The following is a 19933-nucleotide window of genomic DNA, read 5'->3' on the forward strand; positions in this document are numbered from 1 at the left end:
TCAGTTCTTGCTCATGGCAGCAAGCCACTCGTCGATCCAGGCCTTGCGGTTCTTCGCGACCTCTTCCGATGGCAGCAGGAAGGTCTTCTCCGGGTTGACCAGCTTGTTGAAGGCGTCCGGCAGCGGCTCCTTGGTTGCTGCGACCGGCATCATCCAGTTGGTTGTCGGAATGATCGACTGGAATTCCGGACCGGTCATGAACGCGAGGAACTGCTTTGCCAGTTCCGGCTCCTTGGCACTCTTGGTCATGCCGGCGACTTCGATCTGGATGTAGTGACCTTCCGAGAAGGTGGCCGCCTGGTAGCGCTCGGTGTTCTCAGCGACCATGTGGTAGGCGGGCGAGGTGGTGTAGGAGAGCACCATCGGCGCTTCGCCCTTGGTGAAGAGGCCATAGGCTTCCGACCAGCCGGGGGTGACGGTCAGAACACGGTCCTTGAGCTTCGCCCAGGCAGCACCCGCCTCGTCGCCATAGACCGCCTTGACCCAAAGCAGCAATCCGAGGCCCGGCGTCGAGGTGCGCGGGTCCTCGATGACGATCTTCTGCGACGCGTCGCCTTCGACCAGTTCCTTGAGGCTCTTCGGCGGTGTCTTCAGGGTCTCGGTGTCGTAGACGACGGCGAAATGGCCGTAGTCATAGGGCAGGAAGGTGTCGTCGGAGAAGTTGCCGGGCACCTTCAGGTCCTTCGCTTCGATGCCATGCGGTGCGAAGAAGCCCGTTGCCTTTGCTTCCGCCACGAGGTTGGTGTCGAGACCGAGCACGATGTCGGCCTTCGAGGCAGCACCCTCGAGCTTTAGGCGCGTCAAGAGTTCGACGCCATCGGCAACACCGACATAGTTGACCTTACATTCGCAGGTCTTTTCGAAGGCTTCCGCCACCTTGGCGCCCGGCCCCCATTCGGTGATGAAGCTTTCATAGGTGTAGACGGTCAGCGTCTTGTCGGCAGCGGCGGCATAACCGGTGAAAACAAGGCTTGCGCTTGCGGCCAGCGCTAGCCGGCTAAGTATTTTGAGCTGTGATGAATTGAACATGCGAAGCACCTCTCCCAAAGTTCGTTGTTGCACGGGAAAAGGGCGTATCGGTGCGATCGCGTCTAATCCCTCCGCCGGTATGAGCCGGATCAGGTTCCGCGGGTTGGCGTTTTGACGCCTCTCAGCCTCCGGCCGCCATGTGGTCGGGAGGCACCCCGTTAGAGCGGCAAGAGATTTACCGCTGCGGCGGCTCCATGGCAAGCGGTGTTTGGAATGGGCGACGCATGGGGCGAGCCCATTTTCTGTCGGGCGTTTTCGCCAACCGGCAACTGCGCTATGACACCATCACGCTTGGCCGCAAGGAGGAAATCCCATGCCAGATATGCTAGTTCGACTTTATGCCCTTCCGGCAGAGCCCCAGTCGCGGCTTGGTTCAGGCATCAGCATCCGTCGCGCCATGGCGCCGGAACGCCGTCTGGTGGTCTCCTGGATCGAAAAGACGTTTGGCGCCGGCTGGGCAGGCGAAGCGGAAGCTGCCTTCTCCTCGACCCCGACACGCATGCACGTCGCGGTGCACGACGAAAAGATCGTCGGCTTTGCCTGCCACGACGTGACAGCGCTCGGCTTCTTCGGCCCAACCGGCGTCGATGAAGGTATGCGTGGGCAGGGCATCGGCGAGGCGCTGCTGCTTGCAAGCCTGACGGCGATGCGCGAGGCGGGCTACGGCTATGCGGTCATCGGTGGCGTCGGTCCGGCGAAGTTCTACGAGCGCGTGGCCGGCGCGATCGAAATTCCCGATTCAACACCCGGGATCTATGCCGGCATGCTATTCCCGGAACCGGTGCCGGAAGGACACTGACGGCTTCGGCAAATTGCTGCGATCGCAGCGGTTTGCGGTTTTCTTCGTTTTCCTTCCGCGATCCTTTGCGCTATGGGCATTGCCATGGCTCGATCGACCTTCACCATATTGCTTGGCGGCGCCCTCTCGGTGACCAGCCGGCTGACAGAGCAGCTCAGCGGCAGCCGCTTCGTTGCCGCTGACGGCGGCATGCGCCATGCCCGCTTGCTCGGCGTCGTGCCGGATGTCTGGGTCGGCGATTTCGATTCGACCGAAGACGCCCTGCTGTCCGAGTTCGCCTCCGTTCCACGCGAGCCCTACCCGGCGGCAAAGGCTGCGACGGATGGCGAGATCGCGGTCGAGGCTGCGTTGTCCCGCGGCGCTGATCGGCTGATCTTTGCCGGCGCGCTTGGCGGCAGCCGCAGCGACCATGCCTTCCTGCACCTGCTGCAGGCCGCAGCGCTTGCCGAGCGCGGGCTTTCGGTGCTGATGACCTCGGGCGAGGAAGAAGCCTACCCGCTGCTGGCAGGCACGCTCGATCTCGACCTGCCGAAAGGTTGTCTCTTTTCCGTGCTGGGATTGACCGAGCTGACCGGCCTTTCGATCGTCAATGCGCGCTATCCGCTTGACGATTTCACCCTGCCGTTCGGATCGTCCCGAACCGTATCCAACGTCGCGGAGGGTCCCCTTCGCTTCAGCCTCAAGAGCGGACGCGCCATCGTGCTTGCCCGCCCCTATGATCTTTCCGGAGCCTGAGCCTTGGCGCCCCCAATTCTGAAACTCGACGATATCTTCTTGACCTTCGGCGGCGCGCCGCTGCTTGCCGGTGCCAATCTGCAAGTGGAACCGGGCGATCGCATCTGCCTTGTCGGGCGCAATGGCTCGGGCAAGTCGACCTTGATGAAGATCGCCGCGGGCCTTTCAGAGGCACAGTCGGGCGAGGTGTTCCGCCATCCCTCAGCGACCATCCGCTATCTCCACCAGGCGCCGGATTTCGACGGCTACGACACGGTGCAGGCCTATGCCGAAGCCGGCCTCGGACCGAGCGACGATCCCTATCGCGTCGCCTACCTGCTGCAGCATCTGGGCCTGACCGGCGAAGAAGACCCGACGCGCCTTTCGGGCGGTGAGGCGCGCCGTGCCGCACTGGCGCGCGTCATGGCGCCGGAACCTGACATCTTGCTGCTTGACGAACCGACCAACCATCTCGACCTGCCGACGATCGAATGGCTGGAAGAGGAGCTTACCCGCAGCCGTTCGGCGCTGGTGTTGATCTCGCACGACCGGCGCTTCCTGGAGAAGGTCTCGACGGCGACCGTTTGGCTCGACCGTGGCCAGTCGCGCCGGCTCGATCGCGGCTTTGGCCATTTCGAAGCCTGGCGCGACGAGGTGCTGGAGGCCGAGGAACTGGAGCAGCACAAGCTCGGCAAGGCGATCGAGCGCGAGGAGCACTGGCTGCGCTACGGCGTGACGGCGCGGCGCAAGCGCAACATGCGGCGCCTCGGCGAGTTGCAGACCATGCGCGCGGTCTATCGCGGCCACAAGGGGCCTCAAGGCACCGTGCAGGCAACGGCAGCTGACGCCAAGGAGTCCGGCAAGCTGGTGATCGAGGCCGAAAAGGTCAGCAAGGCCTATGGTGACCGCACCATCGTCGCGCCCTTCTCGATCCGCGTCCATCGCGGTGACCGCATCGGTCTCGTCGGTCCGAACGGTGCCGGCAAGACGACGCTCCTCAAGATGTTGACCGGTCAGATCGAGCCGGACGCTGGCACGGTCAAGCTCGGCACCAACCTCGAAATGGCGACGCTCGACCAGAAGCGCGAAGACCTCAACCTGGACGACACGCTGGCCCATTACCTGACCGACGGGCGCGGCGACAACCTGCTTGTCAACGGTGAGCAGCGCCACGTTACCGGCTACATGAAGGATTTCCTGTTCCAGCCGGAACAGGCGCGCACGCCGATCCGCGAGCTCTCGGGTGGCGAGCGCGCTCGGCTGATGCTGGCGCGCATCCTTTCGCGGGCGACCAATCTTCTGATCCTCGACGAGCCGACCAACGACCTCGACATCGAGACGCTGGACCTCTTGCAGGAGATCGTCGCCGGCTTTGCCGGAACGGTCATCCTCGTCAGCCACGACCGCGACTTTCTCGATCGTACGGTCACCTCGACGATCGCGCCGGCAAACCCGGAGGAGCCGGATGGCCGCTGGATCGAGTATGCCGGCGGCTATTCCGACATGATGGCGCAGCGCAAGGGCGCGATTGAAGAGAAGCGCAAGGCAGAGAAGGCGGAAAAGGCCAAAGCCGACGCCGCTGCACCCGCCGCCGATGCGCCGAAGGCCGCCAAGGGCAAGCTTTCCTACAAGCAGAAATTCGCGCTCGAAAACCTGCCGAAGGAGATCGCCAAGGCAGAGGCCGATGCCGCCAAGCGCGAAGAAAAGATGGCTGATCCCAAGCTTTTCACAAAAGATCCAAACGCCTTTGCGAAGCTCGCGCAGGAACTGGAGAAGCTTCGTGCGGATCTCGCCCGCATGGAGGAGGAATGGCTGGAGCTCGAAATGCTGCGCGAGGAGCTAGAAGGCTAGCCGCAACCAGGGGCGTGTTGAACGGCGTCAGGGGATATGATAAGAAAAACTTATTATATCATTTGTGAACGATCCTGATGCCCTTCAAACTTGAATCCGAAACCATCGGAATGCTGCTCACGGACGTCTCGCGCCTTTTGCGCGGGGCTTTCGACCGCAAGGTCAATGCCATGGATCTGGGCATCACGCCCGGCGAGGCGCGCACGCTGATCCAGGTGGTGCTGAAAGAGGGCATCAAGCAGGCCGAGATCGCCACCCGCATGGGCATCGAGCCGATGACGCTTTCGGCCTATCTCGACCGGCTGGAGGCGATGGGCCTTGTTGCCCGCGTGCCGGATCCGGCGGATCGCCGCGCCAAAAACGTCGCCATCACCGAGAAGGCAGGTCCGCTGCTCACCGAGCTGATGACGGGGCTCAGGGAGATGATGAACGCCTATACCGCGGGGCTCGACGAGGCGACGCGCGAGGTTCTCTGCGCCAACTTGCGCATCCTGCGCGACAACTTGCGTGAGCTTGATCCGTGTCTCGCCGGCAAGGAAGCTGGCGAGAAGTCAGAGGGCGAGTCCGGAGCCTCGCAATGACGCGTCGCATGAGCGAGCGGCGCACGAGTATCATCGGGGCCTTCCTGGTGGCGCTCGGGCCTGTATCCATGGCGCTCTATACGCCGGCCATGCCGGACCTGGTGCGGGCGTTTTCGTCGAGCGAGGCGGCGATCAAGATGACGCTGTCGCTCTATTTCGCCGGCTTCGCCTTTGCCCAGCTCGTTTCCGGCACGCTGTCCGACGTCATCGGGCGCCGCCGCGCGACGCTGATCTTCATGGCGATCTATCTCGTCGGCAGCCTGATGGCGGCCTTTGCGCCTTCCGTTGCGGTGCTGCTTGCCGGGCGCCTGGTACAGGGTATCGGTGCTTCCGTCGGCATGACGGTGGCGCGCGCGATCGTGCGCGACCAGTTCACCGGCACCGAAGCGGCGCGGATCATGAACATGATCGGCATGATGCTAGCGCTGGGGCCAGCCTTGTCGCCGACCCTCGGCGGCCTGGCGCTCGGCCTTTTCGGCTGGCAGTCGATCTTCTTGCTGATGGTCGGCTTTGCCGCGATGGCTTGCATCACCGTGCAGTTCTTCATGGCCGAGACGGCGACGCCCGATCCGAGCAAGGGCCACCTAAGGCCGATCCTTGCGGCCTATCGCAGGCTGGTGAGCGACAGCCGTTTCATCTCCTCGACGCTCGTCATCGGCGGAGCTGTCGGCGCGCTCTATGCCTGGGCGACGATGCTGCCTTTCGTGCTGATCAACGAAGTCGGCCTGACGCCCACCGAGTTCGGCGTCGGCATGCTGATGCAGTCAGGCCTGTTCTTCTCGGGAACGGTGGTTGTGCGGCTCTTGATGCGTCGTTTCACACCGCAGGCGCTGGTACCGGCCGGCCTCGTCTTCATCGGTCTCGCCAGCCTGATCCTTGCTTACAGCATGCATGCACTTGCGCCGAGTTTCCTCTCGGTCATGCTGCCGATTGGCATCTATGCCTTCGGCATCGCCTTCGTCATGCCCTACATGATGACGGCGGCGATGGCGCCCTTTCCCGATATCGCCGGCACGGCATCCGCGATGATGGGCTTCGTCCAGATGGGCTCAGGCCTGCTCGGTGGGGCGATCGCCGCTGCCGTCGGTGTCCCGGTGCTTGCGCTTGGCACGATCATTCCGAGCTTTGGCGTCGTCTCTATCCTCAGCTATCTCTGGTATCGCCGGACGGTTCGGTTGAAGCTGCTGGCCCCGGCCGTTGACCGCGAGGATCCGCTGCCGGAGGCGGCGGAGTAACGGAAAAAAAAGCCTCCGCGAACGGATCGCGGAGGTTTTGTCTTTCGGCGCTTACCGACTTAGCGGTTGCGCGCAGCCAACGTGCGCAGGCGCAGCGCGTTGAGCTTGATGAAGCCGGCCGCATCCTTCTGGTCGTAGGCGCCCTGGTCGTCCTCGAAGGTAACGAGTTTGTCGGAATAGAGCGACTTGTCGCTTTCGCGGCCGATGGTCATGACGTTGCCCTTGTAGAGCTTCAGCGTCACTTCGCCTTCGACATGCTCTTGGCTCTTGTCGATCGCTGCCTGCAGCATCTCGCGCTCCGGCGAGAACCAGAAGCCGTAGTAGATCAGCTCGGCATAACGCGGCATCAGCTCGTCCTTGAGGTGGGCAGCACCCCGGTCGAGCGTGATCGATTCGATCGCGCGGTGAGCGGCAAGCAGGATCGTGCCGCCGGGGGTCTCATAGACGCCGCGCGACTTCATGCCGACGAAGCGGTTTTCGACGAGGTCGAGGCGGCCGATGCCGTTGTCGCGGCCGTACTCGTTGAGCTTGGCAAGCAGAGAGGCGGGCGACAGGCGCACGCCGTTGATCGAGACGGCGTCACCACGCTCGAACCCGATCTTGATGACGGTCGCCTGGTCCGGGGCCGCTTCCGGCGAGATCGTGCGCATATGCACGTACTCGGGAGCTTCCTGGGCCGGATCTTCGAGAACCTTGCCCTCGGACGAGGAGTGCAAAAGGTTGGCGTCGACGGAGAACGGCGCCTCGCCCTTTTTGTCCTTGGCAACCGGGATCTGGTGCTTCTCTGCGAATTCGAGCAGGTCGGTGCGGCTCTTGAACGACCAGTCGCGCCAGGGAGCGATGATCTTGATGTCGGGGTTCAGAGCATAGGCCGAAAGCTCGAAGCGAACCTGGTCGTTGCCCTTGCCGGTGGCGCCATGGGCGATGGCATCGGCGCCTGTCTTCTTGGCGATGTCGATCAGGTGCTTGGAAATCAGCGGGCGGGCGATCGAGGTGCCGAGCAGGTAGACGCCTTCATAGACGGCGTTGGCGCGGAACATCGGGAAGACGAAATCCTTGACGAATTCCTCGCGGACGTCCTCGATGTAGATCTCCTTGATGCCGAGCATTTCGGCCTTCTTGCGCGCCGGCTCGAGCTCTTCGCCCTGGCCGAGGTCAGCGGTGAAGGTGACGACTTCCGCGCCGAGTTCGGTCTGCAGCCACTTCAGGATAATCGAGGTGTCGAGACCGCCCGAATAGGCGAGAACGACCTTTTTCACGTCTTTATGCGATGCCATGGTTTCCGTCCGTCTGGTCTTGGGGAGGGCGGCGATGCCGCGTGCAAATCTGCGGCACTTTAGCCAGAACCTGCGGCGATACAAGCGCTAGAACGCGCCATGGCGCGAATCCGCTGGCAAAAGCGAAGGCGTGGCGTTAGAGGGGGCGATCTTGCCCCGAGGTGACTGACGATGGACTTCATTCCTGGCCTGCCGACCCTCGCCACCTTCGCCGCCGCAACGCTGCTTCTGGCGGCGACGCCCGGCCCGGACATGACGCTTTCGATCAGCCGGGCTCTGGCTCAGGGCAAGAAGGCGGCACTCTTCGTGGTGCTCGGCACCAGCTTCGGCATCGTCGTGCATACGCTTCTCGTCGCCTTCGGCATTTCGGCGCTGATCACCGCTTCGCCCACCGCCTTCACCATCCTCAAGACCGGTGGTGCCGCCTATCTTCTGTGGCTTGCGGTGCAGGCGATCCGCTTTGGTTCGAGCATTTCCGTTCAGAAGGTCGAGGTCACGGAGGGCACCGCGCTTGCCAACATTTCGGCCGGCTTCTGGGTGAATCTGCTCAATCCCAAGGTCATCATCTTCTTCATGACCTTCCTGCCGCAATTCGTCAGCGCTGACGACCCGTCGGTCACCGGAAAACTCTTGTTCCTCGGGCTGTTCTTCATCACCATCGGCATGCCGGTCAACATGCTGGTAGTCTTCACCGCCGACTGGCTGGCCTCCTGGCTGCAGCGCAACAAAGGCGTGATGCGGGCGCTCGATTTCAGCTTCGCCGGCGTCTTCTCGGTCTTCGCGGTGAAGATCTTCATGACGACGGCGCGGTAAGCGGACAGTTTCGCCCCTCATCTGCCTGCCGGCATCTTCTCCCCGCATGCGGGGAGAAGAGACCAGGCGGTTATCGCTCGGCCCGCTCACCCGTCGAGGTAAGAGATAACATGTCTTCGCAAAGGCTGGCGTAGTTTGCCCACGGTGCAGCACGCGTTCTTCTCCCCGTCCTTACGGGGAGAAGATGCCGGCAGGCAGATGAGGGGCAGGCTGAGCGGATCAGCCGATCAGCAGGGCGTCATCGTCGAGCGTCTGGCCGCGGATGCGGCGGAACATGGCGATGAGGTCCTCGACCTGCAACTCCTTGCGGCTGTCGCCGGCGACGTCGAGCACGATCTCGCCGCCATGCAGCATGATGGTGCGGTGGCCGTAATCGAGCGCCTGGCGCATCGAGTGGGTGACCATCATCGTCGTCAGCTTGCGCTCCGAGACGATCTTCTGGGTGAGGTTCATCACGAATTCGGCCATGCCCGGGTCGAGCGCTGCGGTGTGCTCATCGAGCAGCAGCACTTCGGAACCCGCGAGCGTCGCCATGACCAGTGAAACCGCCTGGCGCTGGCCGCCGGAGAGCAGATCCATGCGATCGCCCATGCGGTTTTCGAGGCCGAGATTGAGCTCGGCGATGCGCTCGCGGAAATGCTCACGGCGCTTGGGGCCGAGTGCTGCGGCAAGACCGCGCGCCTCGCCACGCTTGGCGGCAAGCGCCAGGTTTTCCTCGATGGAGAGAGCGCCGCAGCTGCCGGTCAGCGGATCCTGAAAGACACGGGCGACGAGGCCGGCGCGGGCGGCGGTGCCCTTGCGGCTGACATCGGTCTTCCCGATCATCACCTGGCCTTCGCTCGGCAGCACGTCGCCGGCGAGCACGCCGAGCAACGTCGACTTGCCGGCGCCGTTGGAGCCGATGACGGTGACGAAGGAGCCTTGTTCGATCGTCAGGCTGACGCCGTTCAGCGCCTGCTTCTGCAGCGGGGTTCCCTTGCCGAAGATGACCTGGATGTTGTTGACGCTGATCATGCCGCACCTCCACGACGCAGGCGGGGAAGGACGAGGGCGAAGGTGACGAGCGCGGCGGTGACGAAGTTAAGGTCGGAGGCCTGCAGCCCGAGCATGTCGGTCGACAGCGCCAGCTGGATGGCGATGCGGTAGAGGATCGAGCCGAGCACGCAGCCGATCAGTGCGATCAGGATGCCGCGCGCGCCGAGCAGCGTCTCGCCGATAATGACGGCGGCAAGGCCGACGACGATGGTGCCGACGCCCGAGGTGACATCGGCGAAACCGTTGGTCTGGGCAAAGAGCGCACCGCCGAAGGCGACGAGTGCGTTGGAGATCGCCATGCCGAGATAGATCTGGCGGTTGGTGTCGACCCCTTGTGCGCGGGCCATGCGGGCATTGGCGCCGGTGGCGCGCATCGCGAGACCGGCATCGCTCTCAAGGAAGCGCCAGACGACAATGACGGCGATGACGACGAGCACGCCGATGAACAGCGGCCGGACGTAGAAATCACGAAGACCGAGACCGTAGAAGGGCGACAGCATCGTGTCGGCATTGATCAGCGCGACGTTCGGCTTGCCCATCACGCGAAGGTTGACCGAGAAGAGCGCGATCATCGTCAGGATCGAGGCGAGCAGGTTGAGGATCTTGAAGCGCACGTTGAGCATCGCCGTGACGATGCCGGCGGCAGCCCCCGCGACCATCGCCACGCACGCGGCAAGCCACGGGTTGACGCCGGCAATGATCAGCACGGCGGTGACGGCGGCGCCCAGCGGAAACGATCCGTCGACGGTCAGGTCGGGGAAATCGAGTACCCGGAATGCAAGAAAGACGCCGACGGCAACAAAGGCGTAGACCAGCCCCAGTTCCACGGCTCCCCAGAAAGCGATTAGACTCAACCCCAGACCCTCTTTTCTACGTGTCGCGCGTGGTTGTCCTTATGGGCGCGACGCTCCCGCCTGGCACATGGGGCCATCTGTGGCCGGGCGCATGTGCGGCTTAGAACTTCGGAGCGGCCCCTCAATCCCAAGGATGCAGGCCCCTCATAGCGAACCGCCCCCGTATGGAACGGAGGCGGGCAAAACGCAACAAACTTGAACCTGAAAAGGCCGAAAGCCTTATTCAACGACGCGCGTTGCGCGCTTTACGACACTTTCCGGAAGGGTGACGCCCATTTTCTCGGCGGCCTTCTTGTTGATCACCAGGTCGGAACCGGCGGCGACCTTCACGGCGATGTCACCCGGGTTTTCGCCCTTGAGGATGCGCACGACCACGTCGCCGGTCTGCTTGCCGACGTCGTAGTAGTTGAAGCCGAGGGCTGCGAGCGAGCCGCGGGCAACCGAATCCGTGTCGGCGGTGAAGAGCGGCAGCTTGGCTTCTTCAGCCACAGCCACGGCGCCTTCCAGCGCGGAGATGATCGTGTTGTCGGTGGGCACGTAGATCGCGTCGGCGCGGCCGACGAGGGCGCGGGCAGCACCCTGGACTTCGGCCGACTTGGTGGCGGCGGATTCGACGACGGTCAGGCCGGCCTTTTCGGCTTCGGTCTTGAGAACTGCAAGCAGCGAAACGGAGTTGGCTTCACCGGAATTGTAGAGATAGCCGATCGACTTGGCGTTCGGCAGGATCTCCTTGATCAGCGCCACGTGTTCGGCAACCGGCGACATGTCCGAGAGGCCGGTGACGTTGCCGCCGGGCTTTTCCATGTCCTTGACGAGCTGGGCGCCGAGCGGGTCGGAAACGGCGGTGAAGACGACCGGGATGTCGCGGGTCGAGGAAACGACCGCCTGGGCGGACGGCGTCGAGATCGGCACGATCACGTTCGGTGCCTCGCCGGCGAACTGGCGGGCGATCTGCGCAGCGGTTGCCGGGTTGCCCTGGGCCGACTCGTAGATGAACTTGAGGTTCTCGCCTTCCTTGTAGCCGGCGGAGGCCAGCGCATCCTTCACGCCGTCGCGGGCGGCATCGAGCGCCGGATGCTCGACGATCGCGGTTACGGCGACGGTCACCTCATCGGCACGGGCGGGCAGGGTGAATGCCACCGTGGCGGCAAGGGCGATGAGAAGTGAGCGCATGGGTTGTCCTCCAATTGATTTCCCGCTTTCTTAGGAAACCGGTGACATGAAATCAATCGATAGGAACTGCATCACCCATCAAAGTTCTTCATCGATCCCGGCGAGCCGGGACCGGAAAACCGCCGCGGGGCAGGCGGTTCGTCTCAGTCCTCGCCGTGATTGGCGATCATCATCGCCTCGAAGGCAAGGCGGTCGACCTTGCGCATGCGCTCGGATTCCGACTTCAGCTGGCCGCAGGCGGCGAGAATGTCGCGACCGCGCGGGGTGCGGATCGGAGAGGCATAGCCGGCCTGGTTGATGAAGTCAGCAAACTTCTCGATGTGTTCCCAGTCGGAGCACTGGTAGTTGGTGCCAGGCCACGGGTTGAAGGGGATGAGGTTGATCTTCGCCGGTACCCCCTTCAGGAGCTTCACCAGTTGCTTGGCGTCTTCGAGGCTGTCGTTGACATCCTTCAGCATCACATATTCGAAGGTGATGCGGCGGGCGTTCGAGAGACCCGGATAGGCGCGGCAGGCGTCCATCAGTTCCTTCAGGGGGTACTTCTTGTTGATCGGCACCAGCATGTCGCGCAGGTCGTCGCGCACCGCGTGCAGCGAGATCGCCAGCATGACGCCGATCTCCTCGCCGGTGCGGTAGATTTCCGGCACGATGCCGGAGGTCGAGAGCGTGATGCGGCGCTTGGAGAGCGACAGGCCCTCGCCGTCAGACGCGATCAGCAGTGCGGTCTTGACGTGTTCGAAATTGTAGAGCGGCTCGCCCATGCCCATCATGACGATGTTGGTGATCTTGCGGCCCTCGGCCGGCACGATCGCGCCCTGTGGCGTGTCGCGCTCCGGGAAATCGCCGAGCCGGTCGCGGGCAAGCAGCAGCTGCGCGAGGATTTCCTCGGCCGTCAGATTGCGCACCAGCTTCTGCGTGCCGGTGTGACAGAAGGAACAGGTGAGCGTGCAGCCGACCTGGCTCGAAATGCAGAGCGTGCCGCGGCCTTCTTCGGGGATGTAAACGGTCTCGATCTCGACCGGGCGGCCGGCACCGCGTGCCGGGAAGCGCAGCAGCCACTTGCGGGTGCCGTCGCCGGAGATCTGCTCCTCGACGATTTCGGGCCGGGCAATGGTGAAATGCTGCTTCAGCATCTCGCGCATGTCCTTCGACACGTTCGTCATGTGGTCGAAGTCGGAGACGCCGCGCACGTAGAGCCAGTGCCAGAGCTGACTGACGCGCATCTTGACCTGGCGCTCCGGCACGCCCTTTTCGACGAGGGCCTTCGCCATGTCCTCGCGCAGGAGGCCGATCAGCGACGGCTTCTCCGCTTCGGGCGCTGCGCGCACCTGCGGTGCCCTAGCGATCTCCACCCGGTTCAGAATTTCAGTGGCTGCCATGCTCTTGATGTCCTGTCGTACAGCGTGAGGCCGTCCGGAGAGCGGGTCCGGAATTCGTCCTGATGCGCGAATTGAAATCGGTCGAGCCATCGAAAGCGGCCAATCAGGGCGCGGAGGCTCTCAAGTTGGGCCGGGCTTTAGCATTGTTTTGGCCCGGAGTCACGAGGCAGACCCTTTGAATGCAAAAGGCCGGCTTCGCAGCCGGCCCAATGTCTGGTTCTTCGCCATGGCTTTCACGCCTGTTGTGCCGCAAGACCGCTGCACACTGCGTGACATGCCTGGATTACTTGCAGGCTTCGATCTGCTTCAGCGCAGCCGAGATGCCCGAGAGCGAATAGGAGTAGGAGGTGGCCGTGCCCTTGCGCGACTTGGCGTTGACCGACATGGCCTTGCCGGTCTTCATCGCGGCGACGAGCGCCGGTTCTTCCGCCGCGTTTTCCACCCAGGCGGAGTTGCCCTTGGTAAACATCACGAAAGTGCGGCCGTCGATGACGACGTTGACCTTGGAGTTTTCCTGAAGGGGGTAGCCCATCATCGCCTGCGGCTCATAGCTGATGTTCTGGCCCGGGCGCTGGGATACGAGGAAGAAGATGTCGCCGTGGTCGACGCCGGCCGGGCTCTTTTCCTTCGGAACCGAGAGGACGTAGCAGACCTTGCCGCCGCCGGCGTTGTAGGAATAGGCGCCCCAGGCGTTGAACTGCTGGATGCGCGTCGGAGACTGAGCGGCAGCCATGCTGGCGGTTGCCAGAACGAGTGCGATTGCGGTTGCGATCTTTCTTACAAACATGAGGTCCTGCCGCTTTTCTTGCTTTTCGATCACCCGAAACAGGTCAGACGGGCGACGCGTAGTCATGATTTGATTTGTTTTGACTTAATTCAGGTTACCAAACCGTCAACGAAGGCTGAAAACCGCGGGTTTAGCCCCGAAATGGGGCGGTTTGCCCCATCTGCCCCAGCGTCTTTCACCCGATGATTCGCGGTGAGCGAACCAAGGGTCGATGCCGGATGCGCGTCGCCTCGGAATGCTGTTCCAGAAGGTTTCCTGCCCCAAGCCATTACATGGCGCCAGCCGCGCCTAACCGTGCGACCAGCGTCATTTGCAAGTCTATGCCACAAAGATTCGGGCAAGAGTTTGACTTTCGGGCAGGAATGGGGCGCCACAACCTGGCGGCCGGCTTTCAACATCAGCCCTCGGGCGTGTCGGCCAGCGTCTCGTCGGCCTTGGTATAGTGCGTTTCCTTGATCTGTCCGCTGATGGCGGCGAAGGCCGCGGTCAGCACCGCCACGTCGTCGGAGAAACCGACCACTGCCAGCACGTCGGGCAGGAAGTCGAGCGGCAGCACGAAATAAGCGAGCGCTGCGAGCAGAATGCCGCGGGTGCGTGTCGGCGTCTTCGGGTCAATCGCGCAGTAATAGGCGGCGACGAGATCGCGGCTGAACGGGATCTGCCGGGCAGCGCGCCGAAAGGTCGGCCAGAAGCGTCGCTTCACGCGCTTTTCCCGGCGCTCCTGCTCGGATTCTTCGCCTGGCAAGAGAATTTCACCGATCTTGATGTCGTCCATCGTCCCGCTTCCGGCGCTCTAGCATTTTGATTCCAGAGCATCTTATCCGCTTTCCGCTTGAAAGCGGGATGCTCTGGCGTTTCTCAATATGGGGATCGGCCGTGCTATTTCAAATGATCCGGCATCCGGCCGGCCGCCGCTTTGTCCATGCGCGCCGCCAATTTGAAGTCGAGTTCCGTCAGCCCACCGGCATCATGGGTGGTCAGGGTTACGTCGACGCGATTGTAGACGTTGAACCATTCGGGATGATGGTTGAATTTTTCGGCGACGATCGCGCACTCGGTCATGAAACCGAAGGCTTCGACGAAGTTCTTGAAGCGGAACGCCTTCCAGATCGAGTTGCCGTCTTCGGCTCGCACCCAGCCTTCCATCTTGTGCAGGTTTTCGGCAATCGTTGCCTCGTCGAGCTTTTCCGCAGTCATCGTCTCTCTCCCACACATCGACCTGTTCGAAGGCCGAGCTGCTGCGTATAAATGCGCATCAATCTCCAGTCCTGTCGAAATTGAATAGCATGAAACCGGTCAGAGTTCTTTTCGTTTGTCTCGGCAATATCTGCCGGTCGCCGCTGGCCGAGGGTGTGCTGCGCGCATTGGCCGAGCAAAAGGGATTGGCACCAGCGCTGCAGGTGGATTCGGCCGGAACCGGTGCCTGGCACATCGGCGATCCGCCCGACAACCGCTCGATCCAGGCGGCGCGGCGGCGCGGGATCGACATCTCTGCGCTGCGCGGGCGCCAGGTTCGGCCGGACGATTTCCGGGATTTCGACCTGATCCTCGGCATGGACGAAAACAATGTCCGCACGCTCAAGCGCTTGGCGCCCGCCGATGCGGCCGAGAAGGTGCATCTCTTCCTCGACTATGCGTCCGCCCGCAATCAGGATGTCCCGGACCCCTATTACGAAGGGCCAGAAGCCTTCGAGGCGCTCTACCAGATGCTCGAAGCCGGGTGCTCGTCGTTGCTCGAAAGGTTCGGTGACCGCGCCTCGTGAAGCGGGAAGACCTCTTCCGTGAGGTATGGCCCGCCACCGACCGAGTCGCGCGATGACAGAAGCACGAAGCGCGAGACGGTGAAGAGCGAAGTCATGAAATTACCGCGTCCGGAGAGGTACTCGACCACATCCTCGACGCGGCTTGAGCGCAGCCGGGCGAGCGTCACATGCGGCGTGAATTTTCGCGGATCCGGCCCGAGCCCGAGCCGCTGGCAGATGCGCTCGATCTCGGCCTGAAGGGCGTACATTTCCGGGTGGTTGCTGACGCCGGCCCAGACGGAATGCGGCTTCTTCGAGCCGAAAGCGCCGGTGCCGGTCAGCTGCAGTTGGAATTCCGGTCTTTCGATCCGATCGAGCTTGTCGATGATCTCGTCGGCGGTGCGCCAGTCGACGTCACCGATGAAGCGCAAGGTGATGTGGTAGTTCTCCACATCTATCCAGCGAGCTCCGGGAAGTCCTCCGCGCAGCAACGAAAGACTCATTGCTGCATTGCGCGGAATTTCGAGGGCGGTGAATAGTCTCGGCATGGCGAGCTCCCCGAATCTCTTGCAGATGTCTCAGCGAATCACGCATCGAGTCTGCACGCAACTAGTATTTGACACTTACGAATATTAACGTTCCCTTAACTGTGGACGATGTCATCACTCCGTCTTATTCAAGGTTGCCAGAAAGCGTTCGACGATAGGCAGTGCCTTCTCGACCATTACGCCGACGCCGTCGCCATTGGGATGCATGCCGTCTTCCAGCTTGAGCTTCGCCTCGGTCACTACGCCGTCGAGGAAGAACGGGTAGAGTTCCAGCCCATATTTTTCGGCAAGCTCCGGAAAGATCGGGTTGAAGCGGGCGGCATAGTCGGCGCCCATGTTCGGCGGTGCCATCATGCCCGCGAGCAGCACCGGGATGCCGCGGTCCTTGAGACGTGTAATCATCGCCTCGATGTTCTTGCGAGTCTCTTCCGGCGGGATACCGCGCAGCGCATCGTTGGCGCCAAGTTCGAGGATCACGCCCTTCGTGCCATCGGGCACGGACCAGTCGATGCGGGCAAGGCCGCCGGATGAGGTGTCGCCGGAAACGCCGGCGTTCGCGATCGTCACGTCCAGGCCCTTTTCCTTCAGCGCCTTTTCGAGCCGAGCGGGGAAGGCGTCCTGCGGCGGGAGCTGATAGCCCGCCATCAGGCTGTCGCCGAACCCCACGAGGCTGATCGTCTCGGCGCGTGCTGCCGATGATAACGCAATTGTCATCGTCAGTGCCAAGAAAACCCGTTGAAATCCTTTTAATGCCATGGGCCTGTTCCTAAATCCCGAATGCCGTTTCTGTTCCCCATTTCGTTCATATAGGGTTGTTTCGCTTGGCCAGCACCATCATCGAACTCAAAAACGCGGATCTGACGCTCGGGGAGGCGGCGGCCTCGGTGCACGTGCTGAAGGGCATGAGCCTCACGATCGATGCCGGCGAGTCCGTCGGGATCGTTGGTCCGTCGGGTTCGGGGAAGTCGACGTTGCTGATGGTGCTTGCCGGGCTCGAGCGGCTGGATAGCGGTGAGATCGTCATCGACGGTACGCCGTTGCATCGGCTTGACGAGGACCGGGTGGCGGACTTCCGCGGGCGCAACATCGGCATCGTCTTCCAGTCCTTCCACCTCATCCCCAACATGACCGCGCTCGAAAACGTCGCGGTGCCGCTCGAACTCGCCAATGTGGCCGGCGCCTTCGAGATCGCGCGCAAGGAACTCGTCGCCGTCGGTCTCGGCGAGCGGCTCAGCCACTATCCCGGCCAGCTTTCCGGCGGCGAACAGCAGCGCGTGGCGATCGCTCGCGCCTTGGCGCCTTCGCCGAAACTGCTAATCGCCGACGAGCCGACGGGCAACCTCGACGCCGAAACCGGACGCCAGATCGCCGATCTGCTTTTCGCCGAACAGCGTGACCGCGGCATGACACTCGTTCTCGTGACGCATGATGCGGCTCTTGCCGCACGTTGCGTGCGGCAAGTCCGCGTCCGCTCCGGCGAGATTGTCGCCGGCGGCGAGGCGGGGCCGCTTGCGGTGACGCCGCGCCAGGAGGCGGCCTCGGCATGAGCGGCGCGTCATCGGTTCGGCTGCGGCCGCTGCTTGCCCTTCGCCTGGCACTGCGCGAAATGCGCGGCGGGCTTAGAGGTTTCTACATTTTCCTCGCCTGCATCGCGCTCGGGACCGCGGCGATTGCCGGCGTCAATTCGCTGTCGCAATCGATCACCGCGACGATCGCGACGCAGGGGCAGGAACTGCTCGCCGGCGACATCCGCTTCGAGCTCAACAATCGCGTGGCGACCGCGGACGAGCGCGCCTATCTCGACAGTCTCGGAACCGTCGCGGTTTCCGCCGGCTTGCGGTCGATGGCGCGGTTGCCCGACGGATCCAACCAGGCGCTGGTCGAACTGAAGGCGATCGATGCCGCCTACCCGCTCTACGGCGCGCTGGAAAGCGAGCCGAGCCGTCCGCTGCATGAGCTTTTGGCGCGCGATGGCGAGACCTTTGGCGCCGTCGTGGCGCCGCTGCTGCTCGACCGTCTTGGCGTGCAGGTGGGAGATGAGATCCTTCTCGGCAACGCCAGGATCCGGATCTCCGGCACGATCGTGCGCGAGCCGGACGCCTTGTCCGACGGCTTCGGCTTTGCCCCCCGCCTGATGGTCTCGGCCGAGGCGCTGGCCGTGAGCGGCCTGGTGCAGACAGGAAGCCTTGTCGAGCACAGCTACAAGGTAAAGGTCGCGGGCCCGGCGCAGCTCGCGGCCATTCGCACCGACGCCGAGAAGCGCTTTCCGGCGGCCGGCTGGTCGATCCGCACCAGCGCCAACGCCGCGCCGTCATTGACGGCGAACATCACCCGCTTTTCGCAGTTCCTGACGCTTGTCGGGCTGACGGCGCTGATCGTCGGCGGCGTCGGCGTCGCCAACGCGGTGCGCGCCTATCTCGACCAGAAGCGCAGCGTGATCGCCACCTTCAAATGCCTGGGCGCTCCTGCCTCGCTGGTGGCGATGATCTATCTCGCGCAGATCCTGATGATCGCCTTGATCGGCATCGTGATCGGCCTCGCCCTCGGCATGCTGATCCCCTTCATCGCAGCGCAGTTCCTGGCAGATTTATTGCCGATCTCGACGGAGTTTCATCTCTATCCGGGGGCGCTCGGTCTTGCCGCGCTCTTCGGCGTGCTGACGGCGCTGACTTTTGCCATCCTGCCGCTCGGGCGGGCACGGGCCATTCCGGCAACCGCGCTCTTCCGCCAGCAGGGCTTCGACCCCTCCGGCTTTCCGGCATGGCCCTATTTGCTCGGCGCCGTCGCTTGTCTTGCCGCGCTCGCGGGGCTCGCGATCTGGACGGCCTACGACCGCTATATTTCGCTGGTGTTCCTGGGCGCGATCGCCTTTGCCTTCATTGTCCTGCGCGTCGTCGCGCTCGCGATCGCCTGGCTTGCGCGCCGCAGCCCGCGGGTCAACTCGCCGGCCCTCAGGCTGGCGATCGGCAACATCCATCGCCCCGGCGCACTCACGTCCTCGGTCGTGTTGTCGCTGGGTCTTGGGCTGGCGCTGCTTGTAACGTTGGCTCTGATCGACGGCAATCTGCGCCGCGAGCTTACCGGCAGCATGGCGGAGCGGGCGCCGAACTTCTTCTTCGTCGATATCCAGGGCAACGAGATCGAAGGCTTCCGCTCGGTGCTCAACCGGACGATCCCGAAGGGCAAGGTCATCGAGGTGCCGATGCTGCGTGGCCGGATCATTGCCTTCAACGGTGAGGACGTGAACAGCCGCAACGTGCCGCCCGGCGGCCAATGGGTGCTGCGCGGCGACCGCGGCATCACCTATGCCAAGAACAAGCCGGAGAACGCGACGCTTTCCGCGGGCACGTGGTGGCCGGCCGACTATAGTAGCGAGCCCTTGGTTTCCTTCTCGGCGGAAGAGGCCGGCGAACTCGGCCTGAAGATCGGCGACACCGTGACCGTCAACGTGCTTGGTCGCAACATCACCGCCAAGATCGCCAATTTCCGCAACGTCGAGTGGGAATCGCTTTCGATCAACTTCGTCATGGTGTTTTCGCCGAACACCTTTGCCGGTGCGCCGCATGCGTGGTTGGCAACGGTCATCGATCCGGCAGCGACGCCGGAAGAGGAGGCGGCGGTGCTGAAGGCCGTCACCAACGCCTATCCGACGATCACAAGCGTGCGGGTGAAGGATGCTCTCGACATCGTGAACGGGCTGCTTGGACAGTTGGCAACCGCCATCCGGGCAGCCGCCGCGGTGGCGCTCGTCGCCTCCGTCCTGGTGCTTGCCGGTGCGCTCGCCGCTGGCAACCGGGCGCGCGTCCATGATGCCGTGGTGCTGAAAACGCTGGGTGCGACGCGCGCGACCCTCATCCGGGCGTTCAGCTACGAATATGCCATTCTCGGCCTCGCAACTGCGGTTTTCGCGCTGTTTGCCGGCGGAGTTGCCGCTTGGTTCGTCGTCAGCCGCATCATGAAGTTGCCGTCAGACTTCCTGCCGGATGTCGCCATCCTGACCGTCGTCGGGGCGCTGGTGATGACCGTCGGCATCGGTCTTGCCGGTACCTGGCGTATTCTCGGGCAGAAGGCGGCGCCGGTCCTGCGGGAGCTTTGAGCGGTGAAGTTAACCGTAAA

General features: G+C 63.2%; 20 protein-coding genes and 1 riboswitch. Of the genes, 9 read left to right on the forward strand and 11 right to left on the reverse strand.

Annotation, left to right across the window (positions count from 1 at the left end):
* Window positions 1-1029 carry a thiamine ABC transporter substrate binding subunit gene (thiB, locus tag ASE60_RS28100; RefSeq protein WP_057254892.1) on the reverse strand — a complete coding sequence of 343 codons (1029 nt, stop codon included), beginning with the start codon at window positions 1027-1029 and terminating at the stop codon, window positions 1-3.
* Between the two features lie 49 nt (window positions 1030-1078).
* Window positions 1079-1197: riboswitch (TPP riboswitch) on the reverse strand.
* A 145-nt stretch (window positions 1198-1342) separates the two neighbouring features.
* Between thiB and ASE60_RS28105 the strand changes: the two genes are divergently transcribed.
* The 5 genes from ASE60_RS28105 to ASE60_RS28125 all read left to right on the forward strand — a co-directional run bounded on the left by ASE60_RS28105 (window position 1343) and on the right by ASE60_RS28125 (window position 6209).
* A complete protein-coding gene (locus ASE60_RS28105; protein WP_057254893.1) occupies window positions 1343-1828 on the forward strand; it encodes a GNAT family N-acetyltransferase in 486 nt (161 codons plus the stop codon).
* A gap of 84 nt (window positions 1829-1912) precedes the next feature.
* Window positions 1913-2563 (forward strand): thiamine diphosphokinase, encoded by a 651-nt coding sequence (locus ASE60_RS28110; RefSeq protein WP_057255087.1) that lies wholly within the window; start codon window positions 1913-1915, stop codon window positions 2561-2563.
* 3 nt (window positions 2564-2566) lie between these two features.
* A complete protein-coding gene (locus ASE60_RS28115; RefSeq protein WP_057254894.1) occupies window positions 2567-4393 on the forward strand; it encodes an ABC-F family ATP-binding cassette domain-containing protein in 1827 nt (608 codons plus the stop codon).
* Between the two features lie 77 nt (window positions 4394-4470).
* The gene (locus tag ASE60_RS28120; RefSeq protein WP_057254895.1) at window positions 4471-4974 is read left to right on the forward strand and encodes a MarR family transcriptional regulator; all 504 of its coding nucleotides are present in this window, start codon (window positions 4471-4473) and stop codon (window positions 4972-4974) included.
* The gene (locus ASE60_RS28125; protein ID WP_057254896.1) at window positions 4971-6209 is read left to right on the forward strand and encodes a multidrug effflux MFS transporter; all 1239 of its coding nucleotides are present in this window, start codon (window positions 4971-4973) and stop codon (window positions 6207-6209) included. The genes ASE60_RS28120 and ASE60_RS28125 overlap by 4 nt, the downstream gene beginning before the upstream one ends.
* Window positions 6210-6268: 59 nt before the next feature.
* Here the strand turns inward: ASE60_RS28125 and ASE60_RS28130 are convergent, their stop codons facing one another.
* Window positions 6269-7486 (reverse strand): argininosuccinate synthase, encoded by a 1218-nt coding sequence (locus ASE60_RS28130; protein ID WP_057254897.1) that lies wholly within the window; start codon window positions 7484-7486, stop codon window positions 6269-6271.
* Between the two features lie 171 nt (window positions 7487-7657).
* Between ASE60_RS28130 and ASE60_RS28135 the strand changes: the two genes are divergently transcribed.
* On the forward strand, window positions 7658-8299 hold the full coding sequence (locus ASE60_RS28135; protein ID WP_057254898.1) for a LysE family translocator: 642 nt from the start codon (window positions 7658-7660) through the stop codon (window positions 8297-8299).
* A gap of 219 nt (window positions 8300-8518) precedes the next feature.
* On the opposite strand, the gene ASE60_RS28140 is transcribed toward ASE60_RS28135, so the two are convergent.
* The 7 genes from ASE60_RS28140 to ASE60_RS28170 form a co-directional block, all read right to left on the reverse strand.
* A complete protein-coding gene (locus tag ASE60_RS28140; protein WP_057254899.1) occupies window positions 8519-9313 on the reverse strand; it encodes an ABC transporter ATP-binding protein in 795 nt (264 codons plus the stop codon).
* Window positions 9310-10188 carry an ABC transporter permease gene (locus ASE60_RS28145; protein ID WP_057254900.1) on the reverse strand — a complete coding sequence of 293 codons (879 nt, stop codon included), beginning with the start codon at window positions 10186-10188 and terminating at the stop codon, window positions 9310-9312. Before ASE60_RS28145 ends, ASE60_RS28140 begins: the two co-directional genes overlap by 4 nt.
* A 219-nt stretch (window positions 10189-10407) precedes the next feature.
* Complete coding sequence (locus ASE60_RS28150) at window positions 10408-11361, reverse strand: ABC transporter substrate-binding protein (protein ID WP_057254901.1); 954 nt, start codon at window positions 11359-11361, stop codon at window positions 10408-10410.
* Between the two features lie 143 nt (window positions 11362-11504).
* The gene (rlmN, locus tag ASE60_RS28155; RefSeq protein ID WP_057254902.1) at window positions 11505-12740 is read right to left on the reverse strand and encodes a 23S rRNA (adenine(2503)-C(2))-methyltransferase RlmN; all 1236 of its coding nucleotides are present in this window, start codon (window positions 12738-12740) and stop codon (window positions 11505-11507) included.
* 283 nt (window positions 12741-13023) lie between these two features.
* A complete protein-coding gene (locus ASE60_RS28160; RefSeq protein ID WP_057255088.1) occupies window positions 13024-13527 on the reverse strand; it encodes an invasion associated locus B family protein in 504 nt (167 codons plus the stop codon).
* 397 nt (window positions 13528-13924) lie between these two features.
* Complete coding sequence (locus ASE60_RS28165) at window positions 13925-14302, reverse strand: YkvA family protein (RefSeq protein ID WP_057254903.1); 378 nt, start codon at window positions 14300-14302, stop codon at window positions 13925-13927.
* A 104-nt stretch (window positions 14303-14406) separates the two neighbouring features.
* Window positions 14407-14724, reverse strand: coding sequence for a 4a-hydroxytetrahydrobiopterin dehydratase (locus tag ASE60_RS28170; protein WP_057254904.1), 318 nt, complete (start codon window positions 14722-14724; stop codon window positions 14407-14409).
* Between the two features lie 89 nt (window positions 14725-14813).
* Here ASE60_RS28170 and ASE60_RS28175 point away from each other — a divergent pair, with 89 nt between their 5' ends.
* Complete coding sequence (locus ASE60_RS28175; RefSeq protein ID WP_057254905.1) at window positions 14814-15290, forward strand: low molecular weight protein-tyrosine-phosphatase; 477 nt, start codon at window positions 14814-14816, stop codon at window positions 15288-15290.
* On the opposite strand, the gene thpR is transcribed toward ASE60_RS28175, so the two are convergent.
* Both thpR and ASE60_RS28185 read right to left on the reverse strand, forming a co-directional pair.
* Complete coding sequence (gene thpR / locus ASE60_RS28180; protein ID WP_057254906.1) at window positions 15227-15817, reverse strand: RNA 2',3'-cyclic phosphodiesterase; 591 nt, start codon at window positions 15815-15817, stop codon at window positions 15227-15229. The two genes, ASE60_RS28175 and thpR, sit on opposite strands and share 64 nt — an antisense overlap.
* A 114-nt stretch (window positions 15818-15931) precedes the next feature.
* Entirely contained in the window at window positions 15932-16573 is a 642-nt protein-coding gene (locus ASE60_RS28185; protein WP_057254907.1) for an arylesterase, read from the reverse strand.
* Window positions 16574-16638: 65 nt separating this feature from the next.
* Here ASE60_RS28185 and ASE60_RS28190 point away from each other — a divergent pair, with 65 nt between their 5' ends.
* Complete coding sequence (locus ASE60_RS28190) at window positions 16639-17364, forward strand: ABC transporter ATP-binding protein (protein WP_057255089.1); 726 nt, start codon at window positions 16639-16641, stop codon at window positions 17362-17364.
* Window positions 17361-19913 carry an ABC transporter permease gene (locus tag ASE60_RS28195; RefSeq protein WP_057254908.1) on the forward strand — a complete coding sequence of 851 codons (2553 nt, stop codon included), beginning with the start codon at window positions 17361-17363 and terminating at the stop codon, window positions 19911-19913. The genes ASE60_RS28190 and ASE60_RS28195 overlap by 4 nt, the downstream gene beginning before the upstream one ends.
* Window positions 19914-19933: the final 20 nt, after the last annotated feature.

It is taken from the genome of Ensifer sp. Root278 (assembly GCF_001429285.1).
Lineage (GTDB): Bacteria > Pseudomonadota > Alphaproteobacteria > Rhizobiales > Rhizobiaceae > Ensifer.